This window comes from Streptomyces sp. NPDC057682, assembly GCF_042799575.1.
Taxonomy (GTDB): Bacteria; Actinomycetota; Actinomycetes; order Streptomycetales; family Streptomycetaceae; genus Streptomyces.
The window spans coordinates 1-24,512 of record NZ_JBHVIN010000006.1 but is presented as its reverse complement, the minus strand read 5'-3'; the positions used below and the strand labels follow the sequence as shown (position 1 = coordinate 24,512).

Annotated in this window: 28 protein-coding genes; 16 read left to right on the top strand and 12 right to left on the bottom strand. The window is 72.0% G+C overall.

Features of this window, described 5'->3' with window-relative positions; genetic code table 11:
• Positions 1 to 101: 101 nt before the first annotated feature.
• Both ACFVDM_RS12280 and ACFVDM_RS12275 read left to right on the top strand, forming a co-directional pair.
• The gene (locus ACFVDM_RS12280; RefSeq protein ID WP_383636912.1) at positions 102 to 1,127 is read left to right on the top strand and encodes a LacI family DNA-binding transcriptional regulator; all 1,026 of its coding nucleotides are present in this window, start codon (positions 102 to 104) and stop codon (positions 1,125 to 1,127) included.
• A 187-nt stretch (positions 1,128 to 1,314) separates the two neighbouring features.
• Positions 1,315 to 2,406, top strand: coding sequence for an aldose epimerase family protein (locus tag ACFVDM_RS12275; RefSeq protein ID WP_383636909.1), 1,092 nt, complete (start codon positions 1,315 to 1,317; stop codon positions 2,404 to 2,406).
• Between the two features lie 207 nt (positions 2,407 to 2,613).
• Here the strand turns inward: ACFVDM_RS12275 and ACFVDM_RS12270 are convergent, their stop codons facing one another.
• Positions 2,614 to 3,258 (bottom strand): TIGR03086 family metal-binding protein, encoded by a 645-nt coding sequence (locus ACFVDM_RS12270; RefSeq protein WP_383636906.1) that lies wholly within the window; start codon positions 3,256 to 3,258, stop codon positions 2,614 to 2,616.
• Positions 3,259 to 3,365: 107 nt separating this feature from the next.
• On the opposite strand from ACFVDM_RS12270, the gene ACFVDM_RS12265 reads away from it, so the two are divergent.
• Positions 3,366 to 3,977 (top strand): TetR/AcrR family transcriptional regulator, encoded by a 612-nt coding sequence (locus ACFVDM_RS12265; protein ID WP_383636903.1) that lies wholly within the window; start codon positions 3,366 to 3,368, stop codon positions 3,975 to 3,977.
• A 55-nt stretch (positions 3,978 to 4,032) separates the two neighbouring features.
• On the top strand, positions 4,033 to 4,449 hold the full coding sequence (locus tag ACFVDM_RS12260; protein WP_383636900.1) for an acyl-CoA thioesterase: 417 nt from the start codon (positions 4,033 to 4,035) through the stop codon (positions 4,447 to 4,449).
• 46 nt (positions 4,450 to 4,495) lie between these two features.
• On the opposite strand, the gene ACFVDM_RS12255 is transcribed toward ACFVDM_RS12260, so the two are convergent.
• Positions 4,496 to 5,071 carry a YdeI family protein gene (locus ACFVDM_RS12255; protein ID WP_383636897.1) on the bottom strand — a complete coding sequence of 192 codons (576 nt, stop codon included), beginning with the start codon at positions 5,069 to 5,071 and terminating at the stop codon, positions 4,496 to 4,498.
• Positions 5,072 to 5,228: 157 nt separating this feature from the next.
• Here ACFVDM_RS12255 and ACFVDM_RS12250 point away from each other — a divergent pair, with 157 nt between their 5' ends.
• Positions 5,229 to 5,597, top strand: a complete 369-nt coding sequence (locus ACFVDM_RS12250; protein ID WP_383636894.1) for an ArsR/SmtB family transcription factor — start codon at positions 5,229 to 5,231, stop codon at positions 5,595 to 5,597.
• An 83-nt stretch (positions 5,598 to 5,680) separates the two neighbouring features.
• Here ACFVDM_RS12250 and ACFVDM_RS12245 read toward each other — a convergent pair whose 3' ends face one another.
• Entirely contained in the window at positions 5,681 to 7,051 is a 1,371-nt protein-coding gene (locus ACFVDM_RS12245) for an FAD-dependent oxidoreductase (RefSeq protein ID WP_383636892.1), read from the bottom strand.
• Positions 7,052 to 7,401: 350 nt separating this feature from the next.
• On the opposite strand from ACFVDM_RS12245, the gene ACFVDM_RS12240 reads away from it, so the two are divergent.
• On the top strand, positions 7,402 to 8,409 hold the full coding sequence (locus tag ACFVDM_RS12240; protein WP_383636889.1) for a hypothetical protein: 1,008 nt from the start codon (positions 7,402 to 7,404) through the stop codon (positions 8,407 to 8,409).
• Between the two features lie 167 nt (positions 8,410 to 8,576).
• On the opposite strand, the gene ACFVDM_RS12235 is transcribed toward ACFVDM_RS12240, so the two are convergent.
• Together ACFVDM_RS12235 and ACFVDM_RS12230 are read right to left on the bottom strand one after the other, a co-directional pair.
• The gene (locus ACFVDM_RS12235; protein WP_383636887.1) at positions 8,577 to 9,506 is read right to left on the bottom strand and encodes a hypothetical protein; all 930 of its coding nucleotides are present in this window, start codon (positions 9,504 to 9,506) and stop codon (positions 8,577 to 8,579) included.
• A gap of 126 nt (positions 9,507 to 9,632) precedes the next feature.
• On the bottom strand, positions 9,633 to 10,301 hold the full coding sequence (locus tag ACFVDM_RS12230; protein WP_383636884.1) for a DUF305 domain-containing protein: 669 nt from the start codon (positions 10,299 to 10,301) through the stop codon (positions 9,633 to 9,635).
• A gap of 175 nt (positions 10,302 to 10,476) precedes the next feature.
• On the opposite strand from ACFVDM_RS12230, the gene ACFVDM_RS12225 reads away from it, so the two are divergent.
• The gene (locus ACFVDM_RS12225) at positions 10,477 to 11,967 is read left to right on the top strand and encodes an LVIVD repeat-containing protein (protein ID WP_383636881.1); all 1,491 of its coding nucleotides are present in this window, start codon (positions 10,477 to 10,479) and stop codon (positions 11,965 to 11,967) included.
• 135 nt (positions 11,968 to 12,102) lie between these two features.
• Here the strand turns inward: ACFVDM_RS12225 and ACFVDM_RS12220 are convergent, their stop codons facing one another.
• The 5 genes from ACFVDM_RS12220 to ACFVDM_RS12200 form a co-directional block, all read right to left on the bottom strand.
• Complete coding sequence (locus ACFVDM_RS12220; RefSeq protein ID WP_383636878.1) at positions 12,103 to 12,282, bottom strand: hypothetical protein; 180 nt, start codon at positions 12,280 to 12,282, stop codon at positions 12,103 to 12,105.
• A 70-nt stretch (positions 12,283 to 12,352) separates the two neighbouring features.
• Positions 12,353 to 13,054 carry an HAD family hydrolase gene (locus tag ACFVDM_RS12215; protein WP_383636875.1) on the bottom strand — a complete coding sequence of 234 codons (702 nt, stop codon included), beginning with the start codon at positions 13,052 to 13,054 and terminating at the stop codon, positions 12,353 to 12,355.
• 46 nt (positions 13,055 to 13,100) lie between these two features.
• Positions 13,101 to 13,796: a phosphatase PAP2 family protein gene (locus tag ACFVDM_RS12210; RefSeq protein ID WP_383636873.1), complete on the bottom strand. Its 696-nt coding sequence runs from the start codon at positions 13,794 to 13,796 to the stop codon at positions 13,101 to 13,103.
• A 94-nt stretch (positions 13,797 to 13,890) separates the two neighbouring features.
• Positions 13,891 to 14,826 carry a M56 family metallopeptidase gene (locus tag ACFVDM_RS12205; protein WP_383636870.1) on the bottom strand — a complete coding sequence of 312 codons (936 nt, stop codon included), beginning with the start codon at positions 14,824 to 14,826 and terminating at the stop codon, positions 13,891 to 13,893.
• Positions 14,827 to 14,913: 87 nt separating this feature from the next.
• Entirely contained in the window at positions 14,914 to 15,489 is a 576-nt protein-coding gene (locus ACFVDM_RS12200) for a DUF5134 domain-containing protein (RefSeq protein WP_383636867.1), read from the bottom strand.
• Positions 15,490 to 15,714: 225 nt separating this feature from the next.
• On the opposite strand from ACFVDM_RS12200, the gene ACFVDM_RS12195 reads away from it, so the two are divergent.
• Positions 15,715 to 16,272 (top strand): GNAT family N-acetyltransferase, encoded by a 558-nt coding sequence (locus ACFVDM_RS12195; protein WP_383636864.1) that lies wholly within the window; start codon positions 15,715 to 15,717, stop codon positions 16,270 to 16,272.
• Positions 16,273 to 16,335: 63 nt separating this feature from the next.
• On the opposite strand, the gene ACFVDM_RS12190 is transcribed toward ACFVDM_RS12195, so the two are convergent.
• Positions 16,336 to 17,019, bottom strand: coding sequence for a glycerophosphodiester phosphodiesterase (locus ACFVDM_RS12190; protein ID WP_383636861.1), 684 nt, complete (start codon positions 17,017 to 17,019; stop codon positions 16,336 to 16,338).
• A gap of 267 nt (positions 17,020 to 17,286) precedes the next feature.
• On the opposite strand from ACFVDM_RS12190, the gene ACFVDM_RS12185 reads away from it, so the two are divergent.
• The 5 genes from ACFVDM_RS12185 (at position 17,287) to ACFVDM_RS12165 (ending at position 21,932) form a co-directional block, all read left to right on the top strand.
• Positions 17,287 to 18,684 carry a DUF6421 family protein gene (locus ACFVDM_RS12185; protein WP_383636859.1) on the top strand — a complete coding sequence of 466 codons (1,398 nt, stop codon included), beginning with the start codon at positions 17,287 to 17,289 and terminating at the stop codon, positions 18,682 to 18,684.
• A gap of 26 nt (positions 18,685 to 18,710) precedes the next feature.
• Positions 18,711 to 19,478 (top strand): SDR family NAD(P)-dependent oxidoreductase, encoded by a 768-nt coding sequence (locus tag ACFVDM_RS12180; protein ID WP_383636856.1) that lies wholly within the window; start codon positions 18,711 to 18,713, stop codon positions 19,476 to 19,478.
• Positions 19,457 to 20,536 carry a threonine aldolase family protein gene (locus ACFVDM_RS12175; protein ID WP_383636853.1) on the top strand — a complete coding sequence of 360 codons (1,080 nt, stop codon included), beginning with the start codon at positions 19,457 to 19,459 and terminating at the stop codon, positions 20,534 to 20,536. Before ACFVDM_RS12180 ends, ACFVDM_RS12175 begins: the two co-directional genes overlap by 22 nt.
• Before the next feature lie 74 nt (positions 20,537 to 20,610).
• Entirely contained in the window at positions 20,611 to 21,213 is a 603-nt protein-coding gene (locus ACFVDM_RS12170; RefSeq protein WP_383636850.1) for a transglutaminase family protein, read from the top strand.
• Positions 21,214 to 21,239: 26 nt separating this feature from the next.
• Positions 21,240 to 21,932 (top strand): B3/4 domain-containing protein, encoded by a 693-nt coding sequence (locus ACFVDM_RS12165; RefSeq protein ID WP_383636847.1) that lies wholly within the window; start codon positions 21,240 to 21,242, stop codon positions 21,930 to 21,932.
• Positions 21,933 to 21,960: 28 nt separating this feature from the next.
• Here ACFVDM_RS12165 and ACFVDM_RS12160 read toward each other — a convergent pair whose 3' ends face one another.
• The gene (locus tag ACFVDM_RS12160; protein WP_383636844.1) at positions 21,961 to 22,683 is read right to left on the bottom strand and encodes a lysophospholipid acyltransferase family protein; all 723 of its coding nucleotides are present in this window, start codon (positions 22,681 to 22,683) and stop codon (positions 21,961 to 21,963) included.
• 217 nt (positions 22,684 to 22,900) lie between these two features.
• On the opposite strand from ACFVDM_RS12160, the gene ACFVDM_RS12155 reads away from it, so the two are divergent.
• The 3 genes from ACFVDM_RS12155 to ACFVDM_RS12145 all read left to right on the top strand — a co-directional run.
• Positions 22,901 to 23,227, top strand: a complete 327-nt coding sequence (locus ACFVDM_RS12155; RefSeq protein ID WP_383636841.1) for a TlpA family protein disulfide reductase — start codon at positions 22,901 to 22,903, stop codon at positions 23,225 to 23,227.
• A 196-nt stretch (positions 23,228 to 23,423) separates the two neighbouring features.
• Positions 23,424 to 23,930, top strand: a complete 507-nt coding sequence (locus ACFVDM_RS12150) for a flavin reductase family protein (RefSeq protein ID WP_383636838.1) — start codon at positions 23,424 to 23,426, stop codon at positions 23,928 to 23,930.
• 202 nt (positions 23,931 to 24,132) lie between these two features.
• A partial coding sequence (locus tag ACFVDM_RS12145) for an electron transfer flavoprotein subunit beta/FixA family protein (protein ID WP_383636835.1) occupies positions 24,133 to 24,512 on the top strand: 380 nt, incomplete at its 3' end.

Sequence of the window (24,512 nt, the reverse complement as noted above, 5' to 3'; positions counted from 1 at the left end):
ACCCGGTGCCGGGGCCCACGCGCCCCGGCACCTCCGGAGCAGAACCGGCGGAGCCGGTCCCCCCGCGCCTCACCGCGCGACGAATCGATCCAGGGAGTGCCGTGGGCGTCAGCCTCAAGGACGTTGCGCAACGGGCGGGCGTGTCCATCAAGACCGTGTCGAACGTGGTGAACAACTACCAGCACGTCACACCGAAGATGCGGGCGAGGGTCCAGCAGGCCATCGACGAGCTGGGCTACCGGCCGAACCTCACCGCACGCCATCTGCGCAAGGGCCGCACGGGCATCATCGCCCTGGCCGTCCCCGAGTTCGGCAACCCCTACTTCGCCGAACTGGCCGGCGCCGTCGTCGACGCCGCCGCCCGCCACGACTACACCGTGCTGGTCGACCACACCGGCGGACTGCGCGAGAAGGAACTCCTCGTCAGCCAGGGGTTCCGGTCCCACGTCATCGACGGGCTCATCATGAGCCCGATCCACCTGGAGACCGAGGACCTGATGGCGCGCACCGAGACCGCGCCCCTGGTCCTGCTCGGCGAGCGCGAGTACGAGGCCCCGTACGACCACATCGCCATCGACAACGTGGCCGCCGCCCGCGACGCCGTCGCCCACCTCATCGGCCTCGGCCACCGCAGGATCGCCTTCCTCGGCTCCCGCACCGGCCGCGAACGCCAGCCGGCCCATCTGCGGCTGCGCGGCTGGCGCGAGGAGCTCGCCGCCTCGGGCATCGGGGCCGACGAGTCGCTCGTCGTCGTCACCGACGGCTACGGCCGCGAGGACGGTGCCGTGGCCATGGCCGCGCTCCTGGACCGAGGCGAGCGGCCCGACGCCGTGTTCGCGTACAACGACCTCATCGCCATCGGCGCCATGCGGACCCTGTCCGAACGAGGGCTGCGCGTCCCCGATGACGTGGCCGTCGTCGGGTTCGACGACATCGAGGAGAGCCTCTACGGCGTCACCACTCTCACCACGGTCGCCCCCGACAAGGAGGCCATCGCCCGGCTCGCCGTCGACAGCCTCGTCGAACGCCTCTCCGGCGAGCCCGTGCCCGAACCACGGCGGCCCCGCCCCGGATACCGCCTGGTGGTCCGCGAGTCCACCGTTCCCCGGCCACCCGCCGGCGCCTAGGGCATGTCCGGAAAGCCCCGCCTGTGCCACGGGCGGACGGTGCCACCTTCCGGACACGCCCTGGCGCGCGACGCCGGATCCGCCCCCACGCGGGGGCCGGGCGCGCGTCACCGGGGAGCGCCCCGCCGTTCTGCGGCGGGGCCCGGCCCGGCCCCGCCCGGCTGCCCCGCCCGTCCCAAGGAAACTGATGCCTCGCCCCACCGCGACACGCACACCGTTCGGCGCCCACGGGCGCGTGGACGTCGACGTCTGGACGCTCGACTCCGGCACCGGAGTCCGGGCCGAGATCCTCACCTACGGCGGCATCCTGCACCGTCTCACTGTGCCGGACACCCAGGGCAGACCCGCCTCGGTCGTCCGGTCCCTGGAGTCGCTCGACGCCTACACCGGCGAGAACCCCTTCTTCGGCGCCCTCATCGGCCGTTTCGCCAACCGCATCGCCCACGGCCGCTTCACCCTCGACGGAACGGCCCACCAGGTGCCGCCCACCGACCGGGGCCACGCCCTCCACGGCGGCCCCGAGGGCTTCCACACCCGCGTCTGGCATGCCGAGGGCGAGGCCGACGACAAGTCCGCCGTCCTCCGGCTCACCCTGCACAGCCCCGCCGACGACATGGGCTTCCCCGGCGCGCTCGACGTGACGGTGACGTACACCCTCGACACGGCGGGCACCCTCGCCCTCGACTACACCGCGACCACGGACCGCGCCACGGTCGTCAACCTCACCAACCACGCGTACTTCGACCTCACCGACCGGGGCGACATCCTCGGGCACACGCTCCAGGTCGACGCCGGGCACTACCTCCCGGTCGACGGGGAGGGCATCCCGGAGGGACCCGCCGTCCCGGTCGCCGGCACCCCCTTCGACCTCACGGCCCCGCAGCTCCTCGCCGAACGCGTCGCCGACCCCCACGCCCAGGTCCGCCGGGCCGGTGGGTTCGACCACTGCTGGGTCCTCGACGCCCCCGCCACCCCGGGCGCGCTGCGCCGGGCGGCCCGGCTCACCGCCCCGGACGCCGCCCGCACCATGGAGGTGTGGACCACCGAACCGGGCATCCAGGTCTACACCGCCAACCAGCTCGACGGCACCCTGACCGCGCCCGGCGGCGGCAGCCACACCCGGCACGGTGCCGTCTGCCTGGAGACCCAGCACCTGCCCGACTCGCCCAACCGGCCGGACCAGCCCACCACGGTGCTGCGCCCGGACGAGATCTTCACCAGCCGTACGGAACTGCGCTTCCCGCACCTGGGACGGGGCGGGGACGCGCCGGGGGACTGACAGGCCACGACGTCCCCGCACGGTTCCGGCCGGCCGGGCGCCCGGTCCCTGCCGCACGTCCGGCGGCCCGGGTCCGGACGTGCGGTCCGGGTGCGGACGTGCGGTCCGGTGCGGACCGCACCCCGCGCGGACCCAACCCCGTGCCTGCCGTGCCTGCCGTGCCTGCCGTGCCTGCCGTCCCGGCCGTCCCCGTCGGGCGGACCGGGGTCAGCCCCCGGCCGCGACCGGCCGGCCCAGATACGCGGCCAGCCGCACCCGGGCCGGGGCGTCCGCCGGGGCCGGGCGCTCGGGACCGAACATGCCGGGCCGGCGGAACGGGTCCATGCCCGTCCGTCGCGCCCGGGACAGCAGGTCCTCGCACAGTTCCTCGTCGACCCGGTCGGTACGGCCGACGGCCCACGCCAGATCGAGGCCGTGCACCAGGACCTCGGTGAGGTGGATCAACGCCGCCAGGGGGCCCGGAACCGTGCCGAACCCGAGGCGCACCGTGGTGGAGGCCAGCGCCTCCTCGCTCCCGGCGGCCCGCCGCCAGGCCGCGCGGTCGGCCTCCGCCGCACGGGCGTAGGCGCCCGCCGGATCGGTGCCCAGCCAGTCGTCGTGGTGGGCGCCGCCGGGGTCGGTGCCGGTCAGCTCGGCGGCGAAGATCCGCATGCCGCCGACGAGATGGTTCAGCGTCGTGCGCGCGTCCCAGCCCGCGCAGGGCGTCGGCGACGACCAGGCGGCTTCGTCGACCACCGCGACCACCGCGCCCGTCATGGCCAGCGCCCTCTCGATGCGTTCCGTCACCTCGGGGCGGGTACCGCGCCCCGGATCCGGCGGCGCGGGGCGGTCGACGGAGGGGATCGGCGGCATCGGGTGCTCCTCACGCAAGGGCGGACCGGTTCATGTACGGCTGGGAGCAGGACCGTAGACGCACCCTCCCCGCTAACGCAAGAAATTACTGCGTTAGTCTTCACGGTGTGAACCAGGACCCCGCCACCGTCGCCCCGCCGCCCCCGCCGCCCGCCCGCCGCCCCGGTGGCCGCAGCGCCCGGGTCCGCGAAGCGGTCCACCGTGCCGCCACGGAGCTGATCGCCGAACGCGGCCACGGCGCCTTCTCGGTCGCCGATGTCGCGGCGCGCGCCGAGGTCGCCGACAGCAGCGTCTACCGCCGGTGGGGCACACTGGAGGCGCTGCTCATGGACGTGGTCGTCAGCCGGCTCACCGCGCACTCGCCCGTGCCCGACACCGGAAGCCTCAGCGGTGATCTGCGCGCCTTCGCCGCCAAGGCCGCCCAGGACGTCACCGGACCGGACGGACTGGCCCTGCTGCGCACCGTGGTCACCGCCCTTGCCGCGGGCCCCGACGGCGTGTCCGCCCGTGACCGGTTCCTGGCCGTCCGCTCGGCCCAGGTCGACGGCATGCTGGAGCGGGCCCGCGCCCGGGGGGAGGACGCCCCCGACGTCCTGGACGTGCTGGACGGCGTGCTCGCACCGCTCTATCTCCGGGTGCTGTTCGGTGTCGTCCCCCTGGCGCCGGACTACACCGACGCCTTGGTCGACCGACTGCTCGCGCACCCCGCCGAGAGGTGATCCGCGCGACCCGGCCTGCGGGAATGCCGGAAGCGGGGGCGCTGTTGCGCCGTTCATGACCTTCTTCGTGGATGTGACCGTACGGGGCTACGAACTCGATACGCAGGGCCACCTCAACCAGGCCGTCTACCTCCAGTACGCCGAGCACGCACGCTGGGAACTGCTACGGGCGGCCGGGCTCCCCCAGGAGAAGCTGCTGGCCGACGGCGTGGGACCCGTCGCGCTCGAAGTCACCGTGAAGTTCCGCCGCGAACTGCGCGGCGGCGAACGGGTCCGGGTGTCCTGCCGCTTCGACTACGGGCAGGGCAAGACCTTCACGGTCGCGCAGCAGATCCTCAAGGAGGACGGCACGGTCGCCGCCGAGATCACCGGCGTGGCGGGCATCCTCGATCTGACGACCCGGCGGCTGATCGCCGACCCGGCGGACCGGCTGGCCTCGCTCGCCAAGGACCCCGAACTGCTGCGCGGCTGACCGGGACTCAGCGGACCTTCCGGCCCGGTGCGCGGCTGACCGGACCTCAGCGGACCTTCCGGCCCGCCGCCAGCGTGGCCACGGCCTTCGTCAGACGCGCCGCCCGGACCTCGGGCGTCGTCGCCGTCATCAGTCGCAGCAGCACCAGATAGCGGTCCGACCTGCTCAGCCCCTCGAAGAAGGTGCGCGCCGCCTCGTTCGCCGCGAGCGCGGCCGTGAGGTCGTCCGGCACGGTGGCCCGGCTCTGCGAGGGGTACGCGGCGGCCCACCGCCCGTCCGCACGGGCCGCCTCCACCTCGGCGAGCCCCGCGGCACGCATCCGGCCCTCCTCCGTCAGCGTCGCGACCTTCTCCACGTTGATCAGCGACCACGGGCTGCGGCGCCGCCGGGGAGAGATCCGCTGGAGGTAGTAGACGGCGTCCAGGGACTTGCGCTGCCCGTCGATCCAGCCGAAGCAGAGCGCCGTGTCGATCACCTCCGACGCGGTCACGGACGCCACCCCGGACCCCCGCTTGGCGATCTTCAGCCAGAGCCCGTCCCGGCTCTCGTGGTGCTCCTCCAACCAGGCCTCCAGCGCGGTCGGCCGCGCGAAGGGAAGTGCCTGCTCCACCGTGTCGGTCATGGGTCCGCGCCTCCTGGGGACCGGGGCGGGTGCCCGGCCGCAGAACCACAGTAGGCAGGCTTCAGGACAGTTCCTGTCCTATACGGCGCCCCTTCGTTCTCCTACGACGCACCTCGTACTATGGAGGGCCGGACCGAGCGACGATGCGGAGCGAGACGTGACCCCTGCCAGCGCCACCGACCCGGTGGCCGGCGCCCGCGCGCTGGCCCACCCCGCACGGCACGAGATCAGGCTGGAACCGGTCCTGCACGCCCTCGCGGACCCGGTGCGCCTGCGCATCGTCCGTGAACTGGCCGCCGCCGAGAGCGAACTGACCTGCTCCCGGTTCGACCTGCCGGTGACCAAGTCCACCACCACGCACCACTTCCGGGTGCTCCGCGAGAGCGGCATCGTCCAGCAGATCTACCGCGGCACGGCCAAGATGAACGGCCTGCGGCGCGATGACCTGGACGCCCTCTTCCCGGGCCTGCTGGACCGCATCCTCGAAGCCGCCGACCGCCAGGCGGCCCGCCTCGCCGAGGGCTGAACCGCCACCTGCGGCCGGGCGCCGGGCGGGCCGGTCCGCCCGGCCTCCCGAGGCGTCGCCGGGCGCGGGCTGTCCGGCGCGGGTTACCCCCCGTCGCCCCGGGCGGCGCCCATCAGCCCCGGCCAGTCCGGGATCTTCACCGGCCCCCTGCCGAGCGAACGCCCGAGGGCCGCCTCCGCGCGCTCGATGGACTGCCAGCCGTCCCACTCCACGGGACGCAGCCCCCAGGACCGCAGCACCGCCAGGGGGTCGGGGGCGGCCGGGCGGTGCGCGAGCAGCGGCGCGTCCTCGATCAGCGAGGCGACGGTTTCCTTCGCGCAGGACCGGTTCGACCCGATGACCCCGGTCGGCCCCCGCTTGATCCACCCCGCGACGTACTCCCCGGGTGACGGCACGCCGTCCCTGAGCACCCGCCCGGCCCGGTGCGGCACGGTCCCGTGCACCGGATCGAAGGGCAACCCGGGAAGCGGCACGCCCCGGTAGCCGACCGCCCGCAGGACCAGCTCCGCGGCGATGTCCTCGTACGCCCCCGTGTCCCGGATTCCGCCCTCGCCGTCGGGCCCGGTCCGGGCGAACCGCACCCCGGCCACCCGGCCACCGCGCTCCAGCAACTCGACCGGGCGCAGGAAGAACCGCAACGCGATCCGGCGCCCCGAGACGTCCCCGTCGACCGGACCCGCCGCGGCCCAGCCGCGCAGAACGTCCAGATTCCGCCGCACCACCGCGGGCGGCGACGGAGCATCCGGTGCCGGACCGGCGTACCAGGGATCCCGGGCCAGCTCCGCCGGCTCGACGACCACACGCGCTCCGGGCAGCGCCCCCAGCTCCCGCAGCTCCTTCGTGGTGAACCGGGCCTGCGAGGGCCCGCGCCGCCCGACCATGACCACCTGCCGCACCCGGCTGCCCGCCAGCACACCCAGCGCGGACTGCGGCACGTCCGTGGGCCGCAGCTCCTCCGCACCCCGGGCCAGGATCCGGGCCACGTCCACCGCCACATTGCCCATCCCGATCACCACGACCGTACGGGCCCGCAGCCCGAAACGCCCCGTCGCCGTATCCGGATGGGCGCTGTACCAGGAGACGAACTCCGTGGCCGAACGGCTGCCCGGCAGCTCCTCGCCGGGAATCCCCAGCGACCGGTCCGCCGCGGCCCCCACGCAGTACACCACCGCGTGATACAACCCGGCCAGCCGCCCCGGCTCCACCCCGCCCGCGCCCACCGGCACGTTCCCGACGAAGGTCACCCGCTCGTGCTCCAGCACCGACCGCAGACCCCGCTGAAGCGACTTGATCCTCTCGTGATCGGGCGCCACGCCGTACCGCACGAGCCCGTACGGACACGGCAGCCGGTCCAGCACGTCGACCCGCACCCCCGGAACCAGATCCTGGGCCACCAGGGCCTGCGCGGCATAGATCCCACTGGGGCCGGAGCCGACAACGGCGACACGAAGCACGACACACCTCACTCCCGAGGGTTCCTCCAGCCTCGCACCTGGGCGGCGCTCTGGGCAGAGTGCTGCTCCAGGCGCGGTGCCAGGACCGGAGCGTCTACTGCTGGGTCGCGTAGGAGCTCATGTACGAAGCCGGATGGCGACGGCGGCCGCGGTAGCCAGGAGACGTAGCCGCGCTTGTCGTTGCGTGTGGCGACCGTTCGGGACTGCATCAGATCGGCCCTTGCTTCCAGCGCCACCTCCACCCAGCGCGGGAGACTCTGCCGGGGGTGTTGGCGTCGCCCGAAAAGCCTTTGCTCCCCGGTCCGACTGCCTGGTGGGATGCTGGTGCTTCGACGGCGGGAGGGGACAGTTTGGCGGTGTTCGGGTGTGCGGGCTGCGGTGCGGTCCTGACGGCGGCGGTGTCGGAGGTGGCGTTGCCGATCCACCTGGCCGACGCTCACTGGGAGACGCTGCACCCTCCCCTGCTGGAGGCCGGATCCTACGCCGTCGACCCCGCACCGTACGGGCCGCCGTGGCAGCAGTGGGACGAGGTCGAGGCAGGCGAGGCGGCGGATCGGGGGCACTTCGCGCCGTTCGGCGCGCTGTCCGACGGTCCGTCGGACACCGTTCTCCTCGCGCCCGGCGACATGCGAGGGTCGAGGCTGATCCTTGAGCGGGCAGGGGGCTACTGCAGGGGCATCGACGGGAGGGACGGGCCAAACCTTGCCTGCCTGGGCTGTGATCTGCCGGTTGGAACGAGGATGGACGACTGCGGATGCTGGCAGGTCGTCCGGCTCCTCCCGCAGGCGGTAGTGCTGCTGCCCGGCCCGCCGGAGCGGCCGGTCATGGACTGGGCGGAGCTGTTGACCACCGGCGCGTTGTGGCACCGACTCAGCGTGTACCGGGACATCCCGGCGGGCGTGGCTCTCGCCCATGTGGTGGTGGCATCCGGTGGTGCGCCGGTCGAGGTGGTGCCCGGGCCGGCAGCCGACCTCCTCGGCCCGGCACTCGGCGCGCTGCTGCCCGCCGGGGAAGGTGCGAAGCGGTTGGACCTGGCGGGACCGGGGTTGGGCGAGCCGGCCACCGACCTGGTGCTGGTGCCGGTCCATCCGCAGACCGGAGGCATGTGGCAGCCGCGTGCCGGGGCGGTGCCGGTACCGATGGATGCCGCGCTCTGGGCCGAGCTCGCCTTCCCGCCGCAACGGACCCGGCTGCCGGTGGTCGGCGGGCTGCCGGCAGGCGTGGAGCGGGACGACCCGCTGCCGCCGCACCCTTGGTACCCGTTCCAGCCGTCCAGACAGGCGTTCCGGTACACGCTGGCGCGGATGCCCGCCGTCGGGGAACCGTGGCTGCGGGCGATCTACGACCGAGGACGCTGACCCGTCAGGTGTGGCGATCGCAGACCTCGGGTTCGACGTAGCAGCGTGTTCATGGACCGAGTCGGAGCCGGAACCAGACCACCCCTGATCTCACACGGTGGACCGACATCACGCATTCAGTGTCACCACGTGGGCTTGAACGTGTGATGTGGGCCAGTCGTCCATGATCAAACCGGTTCCGGTCGTCCCACCTGGTGTCGAGGCGGTGTGGTCCGTAGCAGGGCGACCTGCGCGCGGTTGCGGGCCCGAACGGCCCGGCGCTCCCCGGCCTCGACGAGCACCGCAGTTCGGGCTTCCTCTCCGGCATCGAACGCCGCCGGAGTGAAGCAGTCGCTGGCTCTGGCGTGCCGTTCCCAGTCGTCCTGCCAGAACTCCACCGTCCAGTCCCGCCACAACTCTGGTACCTGATAAGCCTGTGGCGAGGAGTAGAGGGACCACCAGCCCAGGCGGCGGCGTTCCGGGTCGAGGTGGATGCCGGCGTTGACGTGCAGGCGGCAGACTCCGTGCCCAGGGGCGTCTGCCAGGCGGTCGACAAGGGCGGCGCCCTCGCGGACAGGGTGGTCGAAGGCGTCCGAAGCGACGTGGCAGCGACCGGTGCTGACCGTGATCACCACACCGCCCGGGTCGGGCCCGGCCAAGTCCTCGTCGTCGGGGGCCAGGAGCGGGGCCACAGAGGGTGCCGAATCGCGGCAGCGGACGTACTCCGGGTCCAGTCCGACGTACTCACGCAGTTCGGGCGATCCGTCGTACAGCCAGCGGACCTCCCAACCGGGCCACGCTGCTCGGATCAGCTCGAACACGGCCGCACGGTGGCGGAGCTCAGTGCTGGGCCCTTCCCAGGCGAAGAACAGGAGCACCTTCCGGCCGAGGTCGAGCAGTATCCCGCCCTGAGCCATGCTGTCGTCCAACCACCAGCCGTCTCGGCGGAGTCCGGGAAGCACGGCGAGAACCGGCGTCGGCCCTTCCAGCAGGTCGAGGTCGATCCCGACCGCCCAGCCGGTCCGGTACAACTCATATTTCCCGTTCTCGCGAACCACGATGACGTTGGCTCTGTCTCCCATCAGCCCAGGATGACCGGGCATGAGGCTGTAGGCCATCCGGTTTCGGCACCTGCGCCGCTCCGCTCCGCCGATCGGCTGCGACGGCTGCGCGATCGGCGCCGAGCCGGCACGGCAGGTGCCCGCGCGCGGCCCGGCGGGCCGACCGGCCGTCGGCAGGGCCCCTCACGGGGACAGAGCGCGCATCCGTTCGATCTCGCTGGTCTGCTGGGCGATCACGTCGTCGGCCATTTCCTCGACCTGCACGTTGTTGCCCTGGGAGAGCACTTCGGTGGCCATGGTGACGGCGCCCCGGTGGTGCGTGATCATCAGGTCGAGGAAGAGCCGGTCGAAGGCCGTTCCCTTTGCCGCGCGGAGGTCTTTCAGCTGGGCGGGGGTGGCCATGCCGGGCATCGCCGTGTGGTCCTGGTGGCCGGCGGCCTTCTCGTCCTTGCCGTGGCGGGAGAGCCAGCCCTGCATGGCGCCGATCTCCGGTCGCTGGGCGGCGGTGATGCGTTCGGCGAGGCGTTTGACGGAGGACGAGCGGGCGCGGGAGGGGACGAGCGCGGTCAGCTCCAGGGCCTGGGTGTGGTGCTGGATCATGCGCCGCACGTAGGTGACGTCGGCCGCGTTGGGGGAGTCGACCGAGGCCTCCTTCGCGGCCTGGGAGGGCGAGAGGGTTCGCGCGGGCTCGCCCGGCCTGCCCGGCGCCACGACCGAACCGGCCTCGTGGGTACGGGTGTCGGGCCCTTCGTCACCGCCGTTCGCGTCGCAGCCGGCCGAGAGGAGCAGGGCGGCGACGGCCGCGGCGAGGACGCGTCCGCGCGGACGGAGGGTGCGGCGACGTAGCAACAAAGCGACCTCCATTGAGGGTTGGGCGGTTGCGCTCTGTCCTAGCACGTCTACGCACAGCGTCGATCAAAAACTTTCGTGACGTTCTTGTTGCCATCTGTTGGTATGGGCATGGCAAGGACCATACTGCCGGAGTCCGTGAACCGGTCAACTACCTACCGAACCATGGGAGGACGCAGTGACCTCGTTGCACACCACCCCGGTGCGGCGCAGACGTCTGGGCGTGGCGGCTGCCGCCGCCGGACTGCTCGCCACCGTGCTGATGGCCGGACCCGCGGCCGCGACACCCGACCCCGGGGACGTGCCCGCGCAGAGAACCGAACTCTCCACGAGCGGCCGGGCCGAGGCGGCCGCCGCGATCAGCAGCGGTGAGGTGCCGGGGGTGGACGAGATCGTCCACAGCGCCAACGTCACCCACGTCGCCAACGTGCCCAAGGACGCGCTCCGCAGCCTCAACACCGACCTCGCCTTCCAGGGGAAGTACGCCTTCGCCGGGAACTACGACGGCTTCCGGATCTTCGACATCAGCAACCCGAAGGCGCCCCGCACCGTGGCCCAGGTGCTGTGCCCCGGATCGCAGAACGACATCTCCGTCTCCGGCAACCTGCTCTTCCTCTCCACGGACTCCTCGCGCAGCGACGACTCGTGCAGCAGCACCACCCAGCCCGCCACGGAGAAGTCCTCCTGGGAGGGCATGAAGGTCTTCGACATCAGCGACAAGCGCAACCCGAAGTACGTCGCCGCCGTCGAGACCGCGTGCGGTTCGCACACCCACACGCTCGTGCCCGAGCGGAACGACGTGTACGTGTACGTGTCCTCGTACTCGCCGAGCGCGACGTTCCCCGACTGCCAGCCGCCGCACGACGGGATCTCCGTCATCAAGGTGCCGCGCAAGGCGCCCGAACAGGCGCGCGTCGTCAACTTCCCGGTCCTCTTCCCGGACGGCGGGAACCCGGGCGCCCCCGAGAACCCGGGTGTGTCCAAGACGACGGGCTGCCACGACATCACCGTGCTGCCGTCCAAGGACCTGGCCGCGGGGGCGTGCATGGGTGACGGGCTGCTGTTCTCCATCAAGGACCCGGAGCACCCGAAGATCATCGACCGGGTCCAGGACAACGTGAACTTCGCGTTCTGGCACTCCGCCACCTTCAACCAGCGCGCGGACAAGGTCGTCTTCACCGACGAACTCGGCGGCGGCGGAGCGGCCACCTGCAACGAGGAGATCGGCCCGAAGCGCGGTGCCGACGGCATCTACGACATCGTCGGCCGCGGCGACCACCGCAAACTGGTCTTCCGCAGCTACTTCAAGATCGACCGCCCGCAGGCCGACACCGAGGTCTGTGTCGCGCACAACGGCTCGATCATTCCGGTCAAGGGCCGCGACCTGATGGTCCAGGCCTGGTACCAGGGCGGGGTCTCCGTGTGGGACTTCACCGACTCCTCGAAGCCCAGGGAGATCGGATACTTCGAGCGCGGCCCCGTCACCCTGGACGAGGTTTCCACGGCCGGCCCCTGGTCGGCGTACTACTACAACGGCTACATCTACTCCAACGACATCGAGAAGGGGCTCGACGTCCTGAGGATCGACGACCGGCGGACCGACCCGGCCAAGCGGGTGCGGACGGACGAGCTGAACGTCCAGACCCAGCCGGACTACTTCGACCGCTGACCCCGCGGCCGGCCGTCCCGGCCGCGGCGTCCTCGCAGCAAAGGGTCCCGTCCGGTGTGTCACCGGGCGGGACCGCGCGTCGTGACCGCGCGGACACGGGGGTGTCGGGGGAGGGTTCCCGAGGGGAGAGGGTGCTCAGGCGGCCGACCGGGCGCTGCCGCCGGTGGCGGCGGCCCATTCGACCAGCAGCCGCTGGTACTCCTCCTCGTCCTCCGGCGACAGCTGCCCGCCCGAGCGCTGCCACAGCTCGCGAATGTCGTCATTCACGTCGGCTGCGGAGCGCACGGAGGAGGACGGGCACGGAGTCGGGGACATACCTCCCAGGCTAAGGCCCTGATGTGACTATCGGACCCATTGGGCGTCAGGGACATCTCTCACATGTGTCTCAGGCAACCCGGCGGGTCAGTTCGAGCTCCCGCAGCCCGTCCGGCCGCTCGTCCACCGGCAGATGGTCCACGAACCGCACCTCGCACCCCAGTGCGGCCGCCCCGCCGTCCGCCACACGGTCGTCCCCCACCATCACCACATCGGCCGGATCCTGTCCCAGAAGTGTGCAGGCCGTGCGGAAAAGCCGTGCGTCCGGCTTCTGGATGCCGTACTCGAAGGACAGCACATACGCGTCGACCCAGCGGTCGAGCCCGTGGGCCCGGAACACCGGCCTCAGGTCCCAGCCGATATTGCTCACGACACCCACGGCGACCCCCTCGTCGCTCAGGGCGGCCAGCACCTCCGCCGCGTCCGGGTAGGGCAGCCAGGCGCCCGGCAGCCGGTGCCGTTCGTAGAGCGTGTCGTACAGCCCCGGATCGGGCAGCTCCACCTGGCGGGCCAGTCCGATGTACGCCTCCCGGTGCCGCGCCGCACTCTCGTCGCGCAGCGCCCATGCCTCCGCCAGCCGCTCGGGCACCCGCCGGGGGGACGGGCCGCCCGGCAGCGCGCCCGCGGCCTCCAGCTCCCGGGCACACCGCTCGAACTCCGCCGCCCCCAGCTCCACCTCCCGCTCCGCCAGGGCCCCGGTGAGCCACGCCCGGACGGACTCGATCCGGAACAGCGTCCCGGAGAAGTCGAAGAGCACACCCTTGATCGCCATGGCCCCGATCCTCGCGGAGGCCGTGAAACCGGGCAAGGGCGCCCGTTCAGCCGGAACCCGTGGGGTGGCGCGATTCCCGCCGTTCGTACGCGCCCGCTGCCAGGGCCGCCAGGGCGGCGCCGAGCAGCCAGCCGCCCAGCACGTCGGAGGGCCAGTGCACTCCCAGATAGAGCCGGGTGAGACCGACCCCGAGCACCGAGAGGACCGCCAGACCCAGAACCGTCCACCGGACCCCGCGCCCGGCGCCCGAGCGGTGCACCAGCCACACCAGGAGTCCGCAGCTCACCGTCGCCGTCATCGCGTGTCCGGACGGGAACGCCGCGTAGTGCGCCGAGTCCACCGGGTCGGGCCAGTGCGGACGAGGCCGGCCGACCGCGGCCTTCAGGGCCTGCTGGAGCACATTGGCCACCACCGCCGTCACCGCGACCCAGACCGCGAGCAGCCGGGCACCGCGCCACCACAGGACCACGGCCACCACCGCGATCAGGGCCCGCATCGTCCACGGGTCCCACACCCAGTCCGTCAGCACCCGGTTGACCCGGACGAACCCCGGCTCCACGACCGCCCGCCGGTGCAGGGCCTGCGCGATGTCCCGGTCCAGGCGCATCAACGGGGACCAGCGCGCGGCCACCGGCACCAGCACGGCCAGGGCGAGGAACGCGCACACCGCCCCGGCCCGCAGCAGCGGCGCGGCGGCACGGGTGCGGACGGAGGGTGCGGGGGAGCGGAGCAGGGAGGACATGAGGGGATCTTCGCCGACCGTCACCGGCCGAAGCCATCCCCGCGCGCCGACTTCACCGTTCCGCGCCGGGACGGAACCCCTTCGGAGCGCTCCGCTAGTTCAGGGTCCCGAGCGCGGGCACGAACGCCACCAGCAGCGGAATCGCGGGCAGCAGCGTCGCCGCCGCGGTCAGCCCCAGCCGCCGGCCCGCCGTCAGCCGCCCGGCCGGTGCCAGCAGCCGGCTGACCCGCTCCGGCATCTGCGTACCGGGCGGCGGGCAGGGCCCGAACACCCCCCGGTCCTCGTTCAGTTCGACCAGGGCCAGGGCGGTCGTCAGCCGCCCGAAACGCCGGGACGCCGTGTCGTCGGCGGCGAGTTCGACGAGCCGGTGCATCTCGCCGCGGAACGCCGCGAAGACCGGGATCTGCGGGAAGCCGGAGGCCAGTGCCCCCGAGCAGTTGAGCAGCCAGTCGTGGCGCGCGTTGGCGTGCCCCTGCTCGTGGGCGAGGACCGCGTCGAGCTGACGGCCCTTCAACCGCCCCAGCGCGGCGGTCGTGACGACCAGCTGCGGAGCGGCGCCCGGCAGCCACCAGGCGTCGGGGCGCTCGCCCTCCAGCACGACGAGCCGGCTGCTGCCGGGCTCCTCGCCGGGCAGCAGCGGGGAACGCACCAACAGTTCGTCGCGGCGGCGGCGCCGTTCCTGCCGGGCGCGCCGGATCTCGCGGGTGAGCATCGCGGCCGTCCACACCCCGCCGAGCCCCAGCAGCACGGCCATCACGGCGGACCACGGTCCGTACGATCCCAGCGCGTAGGCCTCCACCACCGCGTGCGGGGCCGGGGCGAACACATGGCCGCGCACGGCCTGCCAGGCGGCCGCCGCGCTGAACGTCATCGACAGCGCGAACGACAGCAGCACCCCCGCCACCACGCACTGCCACACCCACAGCGCCACCACGGGCTCGCGTTCCGGCCATTCGGCCCGCGCCATCAACCGGGGTGTCACCACGGCGGCGAGCACACCGAGCAGCAGCAGAACGACGGAGACCACCATGGCGTCAGCCTATGAGCGCCGCGGTCCGCACGGGTATGGCTGTGCTCGCCAAGTGACGTACGCCACGGTTTCACCCTGCCCGGTGTCTCACAGGGTGAGCAGCATGGCGAACATCGCCAGCGCCATCGTCAGTCGGCACGCCAGCGCCAGCTCCGGCCGGGCCCCCCAGCCCGACGCCGCCGCGCCGCCCGGTGCCGGGGCGACACCCACGGGTATGAGCCGGGTCCCGGCGCGCAGCACGTACCCCGCGTAGTAGACGAGGAGCAGCCCGGTCAGCAGCGGCACACCCCCGGCGGCCGCCATCGCGTGCGAGGCGTGGGCGCCGTGGCCCGCCCCGCCCGACCGTGCCATCACGAGGGACATGTAGACCATCGCCGACGAGCCGACCAGATGGTGCAGATGGTGGCGGCCCCGCCGGGCGTACCAGAGGGCCCGCAGCGCGGCGACGCCGAAGAGCGCGGCGTACACCGACCATCCCCACGCGGGCGGGGCGAGGACCGCGGTGGGCAGGGCCATCGCCGCCATGCCGAAGCCCATCACCGCCTCCGCCCGCGCCCCGCGGCGCGCCTCCCCGGACGTACCGCGGGCGCGGAGCAGGCAGTACGCCCCCGTCAGCGCGCACAGCGCCGTGAGCAGCCAGCCGGACATGCCCGGTCCGTGCACAGCGCGACCTCCCCCCGGCGACCCGTGTCGCCGCCGCTCAGAAGCTGCCCGTGGCCGCACGCCCGTACGCGGCGCACAGGAGCGAAGGGGGAGCGCGCGTGGGGGGTGAACCGGTCGGCGGCGCCGTCCGGCGGGTCGGTCCGCACCCCGGACGCGGGGCGTCCGGTACGGACCCGGGAGTTACGCTGCTGCCGCACCGCCCCGGCACAGACGAGGAGACCCGCCATGGACACCGCCCCGACCAGGGACCCGGGACAGCTGACCTTCCGTGACGCGGCCGAGGCGGACGTGCCGGCTCTCGTAGACCTGGTCCAGTCCGCCTACCGGGGCGACGCCAGCCGGGCCGGCTGGACCACCGAGGCGGCCATCCTGGAGGGGCAGCGCACCGACCCGGAGGAGGTGCGCGGGGTGATCGAGGCGCCGGGGAGCCGGCTCCTCATGGTGGAGCGTGACGGTGCGCTCGTCGCCTGCTGCCAGCTCGAACACCGCCGGGACACCGCCTACTTCGGCATGTTCGCCGTGCGCCCCGCCGAGCAGGGCGCGGGACTCGGCAAGGTGATCATCGCCGAGGCGGAGCGCGCCGCCCGGGAGACCTGGGGCGTCCGGTCGATGCAGATGACCGTCATCTCGGTGCGCGAGGAGCTGATCGCCTGGTACGAGCGCCGCGGCTACCGCCGTACCGGGAAGCTGACCCCCTTCCCGTACGGCGACGAGCGCTTCGGCATCCCGCAGCGCGACGACCTCGCCTTCGAGCTGCTGGTCAAGGACCTCACCGAAGGATGAGCGACGACCGCCCCCGGCTCCGGCCGGGGGCGGTTCCTGGCCACGGGGAGCCGGCGACGGTCCTCACGCGGTGAAGCGGCCCGCGCGGCGGATCTCCGGGAAGTCGGTGGTCGCCCCGTCCAGGCCGAGCCCGCGGGCCAGCCGCAGATGGTCCTGGGTGTTGACCACCCAGCCGACCACGGTCAGCCCCCGGGCGTGCGCCTTCTCGACCAGCTCCAGCGTGATGCGCCGGATGTTGAGCACCAGACGGGTGGCGCCCACCGCCGTGGCCCGGTCCACCACGTCGTCGCCCCACCGGCTGGCCACCAGCGCGGTGCGGACCCCCGGCACCAGCCGCGCGACCTCCGCGACGGCCTCGTCGTGGAACGAGATGACCTCCACCCGGTCGACCAGGGCGCGCCGCGTCATCACCTCGGCCAGGGTGCGGGCCGCCGCCACGTCCTTGATCTCGGCCTGCATCGGGGACCGGACGGCGTCGAGCACCTCCTCGAACACCGGCACCCGCTCGCCCCGCCCGGCGTCCAGCTCGCGCAGCTCCGCCAGGGTCTTGTCGGCGATCGCCCCCGTGCCGTCGGTCGTGCGGTCCACCTCCGCGTCGTGCATGACGGCGAGCGCGCCGTCCTTGCTCAGATGGAGATCCAGCTCGATGAGGTCCATCCCGGCCTGTTCGGCGCGGACGAACGACCGCAGGGTGTTCTCCGGCTCGACCCCCATCACACCGCGATGACCGATGGTGAGAAAAGACAAGACACTCTCGCTTCCGTCGTTGCTTGCGCCCGTGCCGCTCCTACCCCACGGGGCGCCCGGCATGACCGCACACCGTAGGCGATCCCGGCCCGGCACCCCGTGAGGACGCCTCCCACCCGACGGAAGAATCCGTCCGGGTCGCGTAAGGCAGGAAGAATCACGGTGACCATGGGGCAGCGCAGGATAATTTCCCGGACCCCACTTGTCTCGGAGAACCGCACATGGATACGGTTGTTTGACGCGAGGTTCTCCTGTGGAGGAAGAGCAATGACGGAAATTCTTGTGCATGACGGTGTCGGCGGGGGCATAGCTTCCGCGGAACGGGTGGTGGATCACCCGGCCTGGTCCGCGCTCAAGAGTGCCGTGGAGGAGATCCGCCCCTGGCAGTCGAAGGACGGTTCCATCGACTTCGGTGCCGACGACGCGCCGGAGCGGGCACGCGCCGAGGAGGCGCTGCGCCGGGTGACCGCGGCGGTCGAGGAGCTGTCCCCGCTGCTTCCCCACGACGCCGCCTACCACCACGCCCTGGTCCGGGACCTGCGCCGCTGGGGTGCCGAGGGCTTCGGCGTCCCTGACTTCCTCGACTCGCTGCTCGCCTTCCAGCCGGCCAGGGACCGCGCCGACGGACTCCAGCACCTGGTCGTCTTCGCGATGTACACCCAGAACGGCAACCCCGACCGCAACCTCGAAGCGGTCGTGCTGCGCATGGTCTGGCCCGAGTGGCTCGCCGACCTGGAGGCGACCCGTTACGACAACCCGCTGTTCTGCGGGATCACCTTCGAGGACTTCACCTCCGGCTACGACACCAACTCCGCCGTGCTCTTCCCGGAGACCATCGCGGTGCGCGAGGCCCCCGAGCGCTTCAGCTGGGGCGGCATCTTCTGCGACCGGGAAGCGGCCCGCTTCCGCCGTGTCACCGAGGCCGCCGTGGAACTGCTGGGGGTGGACCTGCCCGAGGACATCCGCGAGATGGTCGGCGACCAGCAGCGCTGCGAGCAGGCCTTCGTGCTCTGGGACATGGTCCACGACCGCACCCACAGCCACGGTGACCTGCCCTTCGACCCCTTCATGATCAAGCAGCGCCAGCCGTTCTGGATGTACGGCCTGGAGGAGCTGCGCTGCGATCTCACCGCCTTCAAGGAGGCCGTGAAACTGGAGGCCGACGGAGTCCGTCAGGGGCGCGACGTGCAGTACGCCGTGCTCTTCGACCGGATGTTCCGCTTCCCGGTCACCGGTGAGCGGGTGCGCAACTACGACGGTCTGGGCGGCCAGCTGCTCTTCGCGTACCTCCACAAGCACGACGTCGTGCGCTGGACGGACAACACCCTCAGGATCGACTGGGAACGCGCCCCGCAGGTCACCAACCAGCTCTGCGCCGAGATCGAGCAGCTGTACCGGGACGGTATCGACCGCCCCAAGCTGGTGCACTGGTTCGCCGCGTACGACCTGGTCGCGACCTACCTCGCGCCGCACCCCGGATCCCGCTGGGCCAAGGGCCCCGACGCCCTGGACCTCAACCAGCCTCCCCGCAAGCTCGTCGACGACGTGCTTCCGGACGAGTTTCCCCTGAGCATGTTCTATGAGGCGCTCTCCAAGAAACTGAAGAACGTGATCGCCTCCACCAAGGGGATCACCGCCGCGGACGCCGGGCGGGCGGCCGCGTGAGCGCACGTCGTGAGGAGGCGGTGGCCATGAACGGAAACGGCACGGGCAGCGGGAGCGGTGCGCTCGAAGGGGCGGTCGTGGCGGTCGCGGGCGCGGCCGGACCGGCGGGCCGGGCGGCCCTGCTGCGACTGGCCGAGGCGGGCGCCGTCGTCGTCGCGTCGGACGCCAACGCGGCCAGGCTCGCGGAGGCCGTGGACGCGGCACGGTACGCCCACGGGGGCGCCACCGTCACCGGGGACACCGTCGACCTGACCGACCTCGCCGCGGCCCGGGAATGGGCCGAGAAGACCGAGAAGGAGTTCGGCCGCATCGACGGCCTGGTCCACCTGGTGGGCGGCTGGCGCGGCAGCCCGAGCTTCGGCGAGACCGACCTCGCGGACTGGACGCTGCTGGAGAAGCTGCTGATCCGTACGGTCCAGAGCACCTCACTGGCCTTCCACGACGGTCTGCGACGCAGCGACCGCGGGCGGTACGTGCTCATCAGCGCGGCCGGCGCGAGCAACCCCACCGCGGGAAACGCCGCGTACGCCGCGTCCAAGGCGGCGGCCGAGGCCTGGACCCTCGCCCTCGCGGACGCCTTCCGCAAGGAGGGGGGCGAGCAGGGTCCGAACAGCGCGGCTGCGATCCTGGTCGTCAAGGCACTGGTGCACGACGCCATGCGCGCCGAGCGCCCGAATGCGAAGTTCGCGGGCTTCACCGACGTCGGGGAGCTGGCCGATGCCATCGCCGGCGTCTGGGACCGGCCCGCCCCGGAAGTGAACGGAAAGCGCCTGTGGCTGACCCCGCACCCGTAAGGACCGACGCGCGTCGTCATCACGACCCGCTGGTCCGCGGCTTCGCCAGCGACAACTACGCGGGCACGCACCCGGAGATCCTGGCGGCGCTCGCCCTCGCCAACGGCGGTCACCAGATCGCCTACGGCGAGGACGAGTACACCGCACACCTCCAGCGTGTGATGCACAGCCACTTCGGCCCCACCGCGGAGGCCTTCCCGGTCTTCAACGGAACGGGCGCCAACGTCGTGTCGCTCCAGGCGATGACCGACCGCTGGGGTGCCGTCATCTGCGCCGAGTCGGCCCATATCAACGTGGACGAGGGCGGGGCCCCCGAGCGGGTCGGCGGGCTCAAGCTGCTCACGGTGCCCACCGAGGACGGCAAACTCACCCCCGAGCTCATCGACCGGGAGGCGTACGGCTGGGACGACGAGCACCGCGCCATGCCGCAGGTCGTCTCGATCACCCAGAACACCGAGCTGGGCACCGTCTACACCCCCGCCGAGATCCGCGCCATCTGCGAGCACGCCCACGGGCACGGCATGGCGGTCCACCTCGACGGCGCCCGCATAGCCAATGCCGCCGCCGCCCTCGACGTGCCGATGCGCACCTTCACCAACACCGTCGGCGTCGATGTGCTCTCCTTCGGCGGCACCAAGAACGGGGCGCTGTTCGGCGAGGCCGTCGTCGTGCTGAACCCGGACGCCGTGCGGGCCATGAAGCACCTGCGCAAGCTCTCGATGCAGCTCGCCTCCAAGATGCGCTTCGTGTCCGTGCAGCTGGAGGCGCTGCTCGCAGGTGACCTGTGGCTGCGCAACGCCCGGCACGCCAACGCCATGGCCCGGCGGCTCGCCGAGGGCGTGCGTGCCGTGGACGGGGTGGAGATCATCCACCCGGTCCAGGCCAACGCCGTGTTCGCCCGGCTCCCGCACGAGGTGAGCGAGCGCCTGCAGAAGCGCTTCCGCTTCTACTTCTGGGACGAGAAGGCCGGCGACGTGCGCTGGATGTGCGCCTTCGACACCACGGAGGACGACGTGGACGCCTTCGTCCTCGCCCTGAAGGAAGAGATGGCCGCCTGAGTCATCCTGCATAGAGTTGCGATCGACCGTAAAACTATTGATCACGGTCGATCGCTTCTCTATGCTCACCCGGCATGGAGCTGATTCAGCAGAACCCCGACATCGGTGCATACCTGGCCGTCGATGAGGCCATCGACCACGATCATCCGGTGGTCCGTGAAACCGCCGCCCGGCTGCGCTCCGAGGCGAGTGGCGCATATTCATACGCCGAGGCTGCGTTCGTCTTCGTCCGCGACACCATTCCGCACTCCGTCGACTCCGGAGACATGCGCGTCGCCTGGCGCGCCTCGGACGTCCTCGCCACCCGCAACGGCATCTGCCACGGCAAGTCCCACGCCCTCGCCGCTCTGCTGCGCGCGGAAGGCATCCCCGCGGCCCTCTGCTACCAGGCCCTCGCCGACGACGACGGCACGCTCGGCGTGCTCCACGGACTGATCGCCGTGCGGCTCCCCGGCCGGGACCGCTGGGACCGCCTGGACGCGCGGGGCAATGTGCCGCCGGGGGTGGATGCGCAGTTCTCGCTCGACCGGGAGCGGCTGGCCTGGCCGGTCCGTGCGGAGTCCAATGAAGTGGACTATCCGGTACTCTATTCGGAACCGCAGTCCGAGGTGCTGCACGCCATGCGGACGGCCGCGGACCGCGCGGAACTCTGGCGCCTGCTCCCCACGGCACTCTGAACCACCGTCTCCAGACGAGGTACGACATGTCCCTGACGCTCACCGTTTCCGACGAGGTACGCACCCTCGCCCCCGGCTTCACACCCCTGGCCGTCGAGGCGCGGGGCCTGGTCAACGGACCCAGCGACGCCGCGAGCGCCGCGCTCCTCGACGACGCGGCGCGCCGTCTGAAGGGGCGGCTGGGGGACCGGCCGCCGCACGAGGACCCGCACCTGGCCGCCTGGCGCGACGTCTACACGGCGTTCGGCGCGAAGCCCTCGCGCACCCGCAATTCCGCCGAGGCCCTCGCCAAGCGGGCCCTGACCGACGCGGGGCTGCCGAGGATCAACCAGCTCGTCGACCTCTACAACGCGGTCAGCGTCGCCCATCTGATCCCGGTCGGCGGGGAGGACACCGACCGTATCGCGGGGGCCATGCGCCTGGTCCGCGCCACCGGAGCGGAGCCGTTCGCCACCGTCGCGGGCGGAGCCGAGGCCGTCGAGCACCCCGAGCCCGGCGAGGTCGTCTGGTGCGACGGCGAGGGCGTGACCTGCCGCCGGTGGAACTGGCGCCAGGGCGTACGGACCCGGCTGACCGAGCAGTCCGTGAACGCGGTGTTCCTGCTGGAGGGCATGGCACCGATGACGGCGGCCGAACTCGACGCGGCGGCCACCGAACTCGTCGAGGGGCTGGAGAAGCTGAGCCCCGGGGCGCGGATCACGGTCCGCACCCCGGAGTGACGTTTCCGCCGGCCCCGGCGCGGCCTCGTCAGCCGCGCTCGCGCACCTCGGCGGCCGTCGGAGCCGTACCGCCGAGGTGGGCGGGCACCCACCAGGTGTCGTTCGCGTCCCTGGGGCGCACCGGATAGGCGCGCTGGGCCGCTTCGAGCAGTTCCTGCACCCGCTCCCGCAGCCGCCGGGTGATGGCACCCGCGTACTGGTCGGTGGGGGCCTCCACGGGCTCACCGACCCGCATCGTCACCGGGATGTGGTCGCGCTTGAGGTTGCGGGGCCGCCCCTTGGTCCACAGCCGCTGCGTCCCCCACAGCGCCATCGGCACCAGCGGCACACCGGCCTCCTGCGCGAGCCGGGCCGCCCCCGACTTGAAGCTCTTCAGGGTGAACGACTCCGAGATCGTCGCCTCGGGGAACACACCGACGATCTCCCCGGAGCGTAGCGAGGCCAGTGCGTGCGCGTACGCGTCCTCGCCCTGCTTGCGGTCGACGGGGATGTGCTTCATTCCGCGCATCAGCGGCCCCGAGACCTTGTGCCGGAACACCGACTCCTTGGCCATGAAGCGCACCAGCCGCTTCTGCGGCAGGGCCGCGAAGCCGTTGAAGATGAAGTCCAGGTAACTGATGTGGTTGCTGACCAGTACGGCGCCGCCGGTCTTCGGGATGTGCTCCGAACCCTGAGTGTCGATCTTCAGGTCGAGCGCCTTGAAAAACGTACGAGCGACGCCGATGACCGGTCGATAGACGAGTTCTGCCATCTGGAGAAGACCCTTCTTCAGCGCCTGAGGAGGTTCTCCCGGCGGAAGTTACGCAGCCGTAGGTTTGCGGCATTGGGCCGATCGTGCCGTATGCGCGACGCGCTGGCCAGTCTCGGAGGGCCCGGGGCGGGAGATTCTCGTCACGTGGCGCAGCAGGGAATGTCCGGCGGCCCGCGGGTGCTGACCCCTTGAGCAGAGATCCGACAGGAGGCCGAAGGTGGACGGGCAGAAGCAGGCGGAACGGCTCACCGCGGCCCAACTGGGCGCCGAGCTGGGGGAGAAGGCCACCCTCGTCCAGTTCTCCAGCGCGTTCTGCCAGCCCTGCAGGGCCACCCGCCGCACCCTCGCGGAGGTGGCCGGCATGGTCGACGGCGTCGCGCACATCGAGATCGACGCCGAGGCGCATCTCACTCTCGTCCGCGTCCTGGACATCAGCCGCACCCCCACCGTCCTCGTCCTCGACGCCACCGGCCGGATCGTCCGCCGGGCGGCCGGACAGCCCCGTACCGCGGACGTCGTCGCCGCACTGGGCCGCGCCATATGACGGACCGTGATGCTTCTCCCACCTGATGGGACGGTCTTGACTGCACCCACCACCCATCGTCAGTCTGACGCTATGCCGCCAGAACTCCTTCTCTACGGCCGGGTCCACGTCGACCTCGCCCGCAACGCGAGTGCGCGCTGTCCGGGTGCCTGAGCATCCACGGCCCCGCACATCCGACGCGCAGAAGGACATCTCCATGACGGCATCACCCGAGATCGGCAATCCCCGCACGGCCACCCCCGACCTCCTCCGCTCCGTCTTCCGGCAGCACGCGGCGGGCGTCGCCGTGATCACCGCCGCCGGCGAGCGGCCGGCCGGCTTCACCGCCACCTCGCTCAACTCCGTCGCCGCCGATCCGCCGCTCATCTCCTTCGGCGTGGGCACCTCCTCCTCCAGCTGGCCCGTGATCGCCCGGACCGAGCACATCGGCGTCCACATACTTGGCGAGCACCAGCGGGACCTGGCCGCCACCTTCGCGCGCAGCGGGGCCGACCGCTTCGGTCCCTCCACCGAATGGCGCAGCGGGCCCGAAGGCGTCCCCCTGCTCGACGGTGTGCTCGCATGGCTGGTCTGCCGGGTCGTGGCCCGGGTTCCGGCAGGGGACCACCGGATCGTGATCGCTCAGGCGATCACCGGCGATCCGGTCGGCGGCGGCCGTCCGCTGGTCTACCACCAGGGCGGTTTCACAGCGCTGCGCGACTGAGTTTTTCCTTGGGGCGACTGGGCGCCCGGCGTTGGCCAGATCACAGTGCAAAGCGCTTGCTCATTGCGCGGCGGATGGGTGTACTGGCGAGTAATATGACGGTCGGAGCGTCGGTCGCCCCGACCGGAAAACGCCCCATCAGGCGCCTATGCTGCGTGCAACAAGGCAGCCCCGGAAAAGACGATGCAGTAGGAGAGCCGGCGTGAGCTTGAGGATCGTTGTCTGTGTGAAGTACGTGCCCGACGCGACCGGTGACCGGCATTTCGCCGATGACCTGACGTTGGACCGTGAGGATGTCGACGGGCTGTTGTCGGAGCTGGACGAGTACGCGGTCGAGCAGGCGTTGCAGATCGCGGAGTCGGCGGACGACGCGGAGGTCACCGTGGTGACGGTGGGTCCGGAGGATGCGCGGGACGCGTTGCGCAAGGCGTTGTCGATGGGTGCGGACAGGGCGGTTCATGTCGAGGACGACGGTCTGCACGGTTCGGATGTGATGGGGACGTCGCTGGTGCTGGCGAAGGCGGTCGAGAAGACCGGTTTCGATCTGGTGGTGTGCGGGATGGCGTCGACGGACGGGACGAT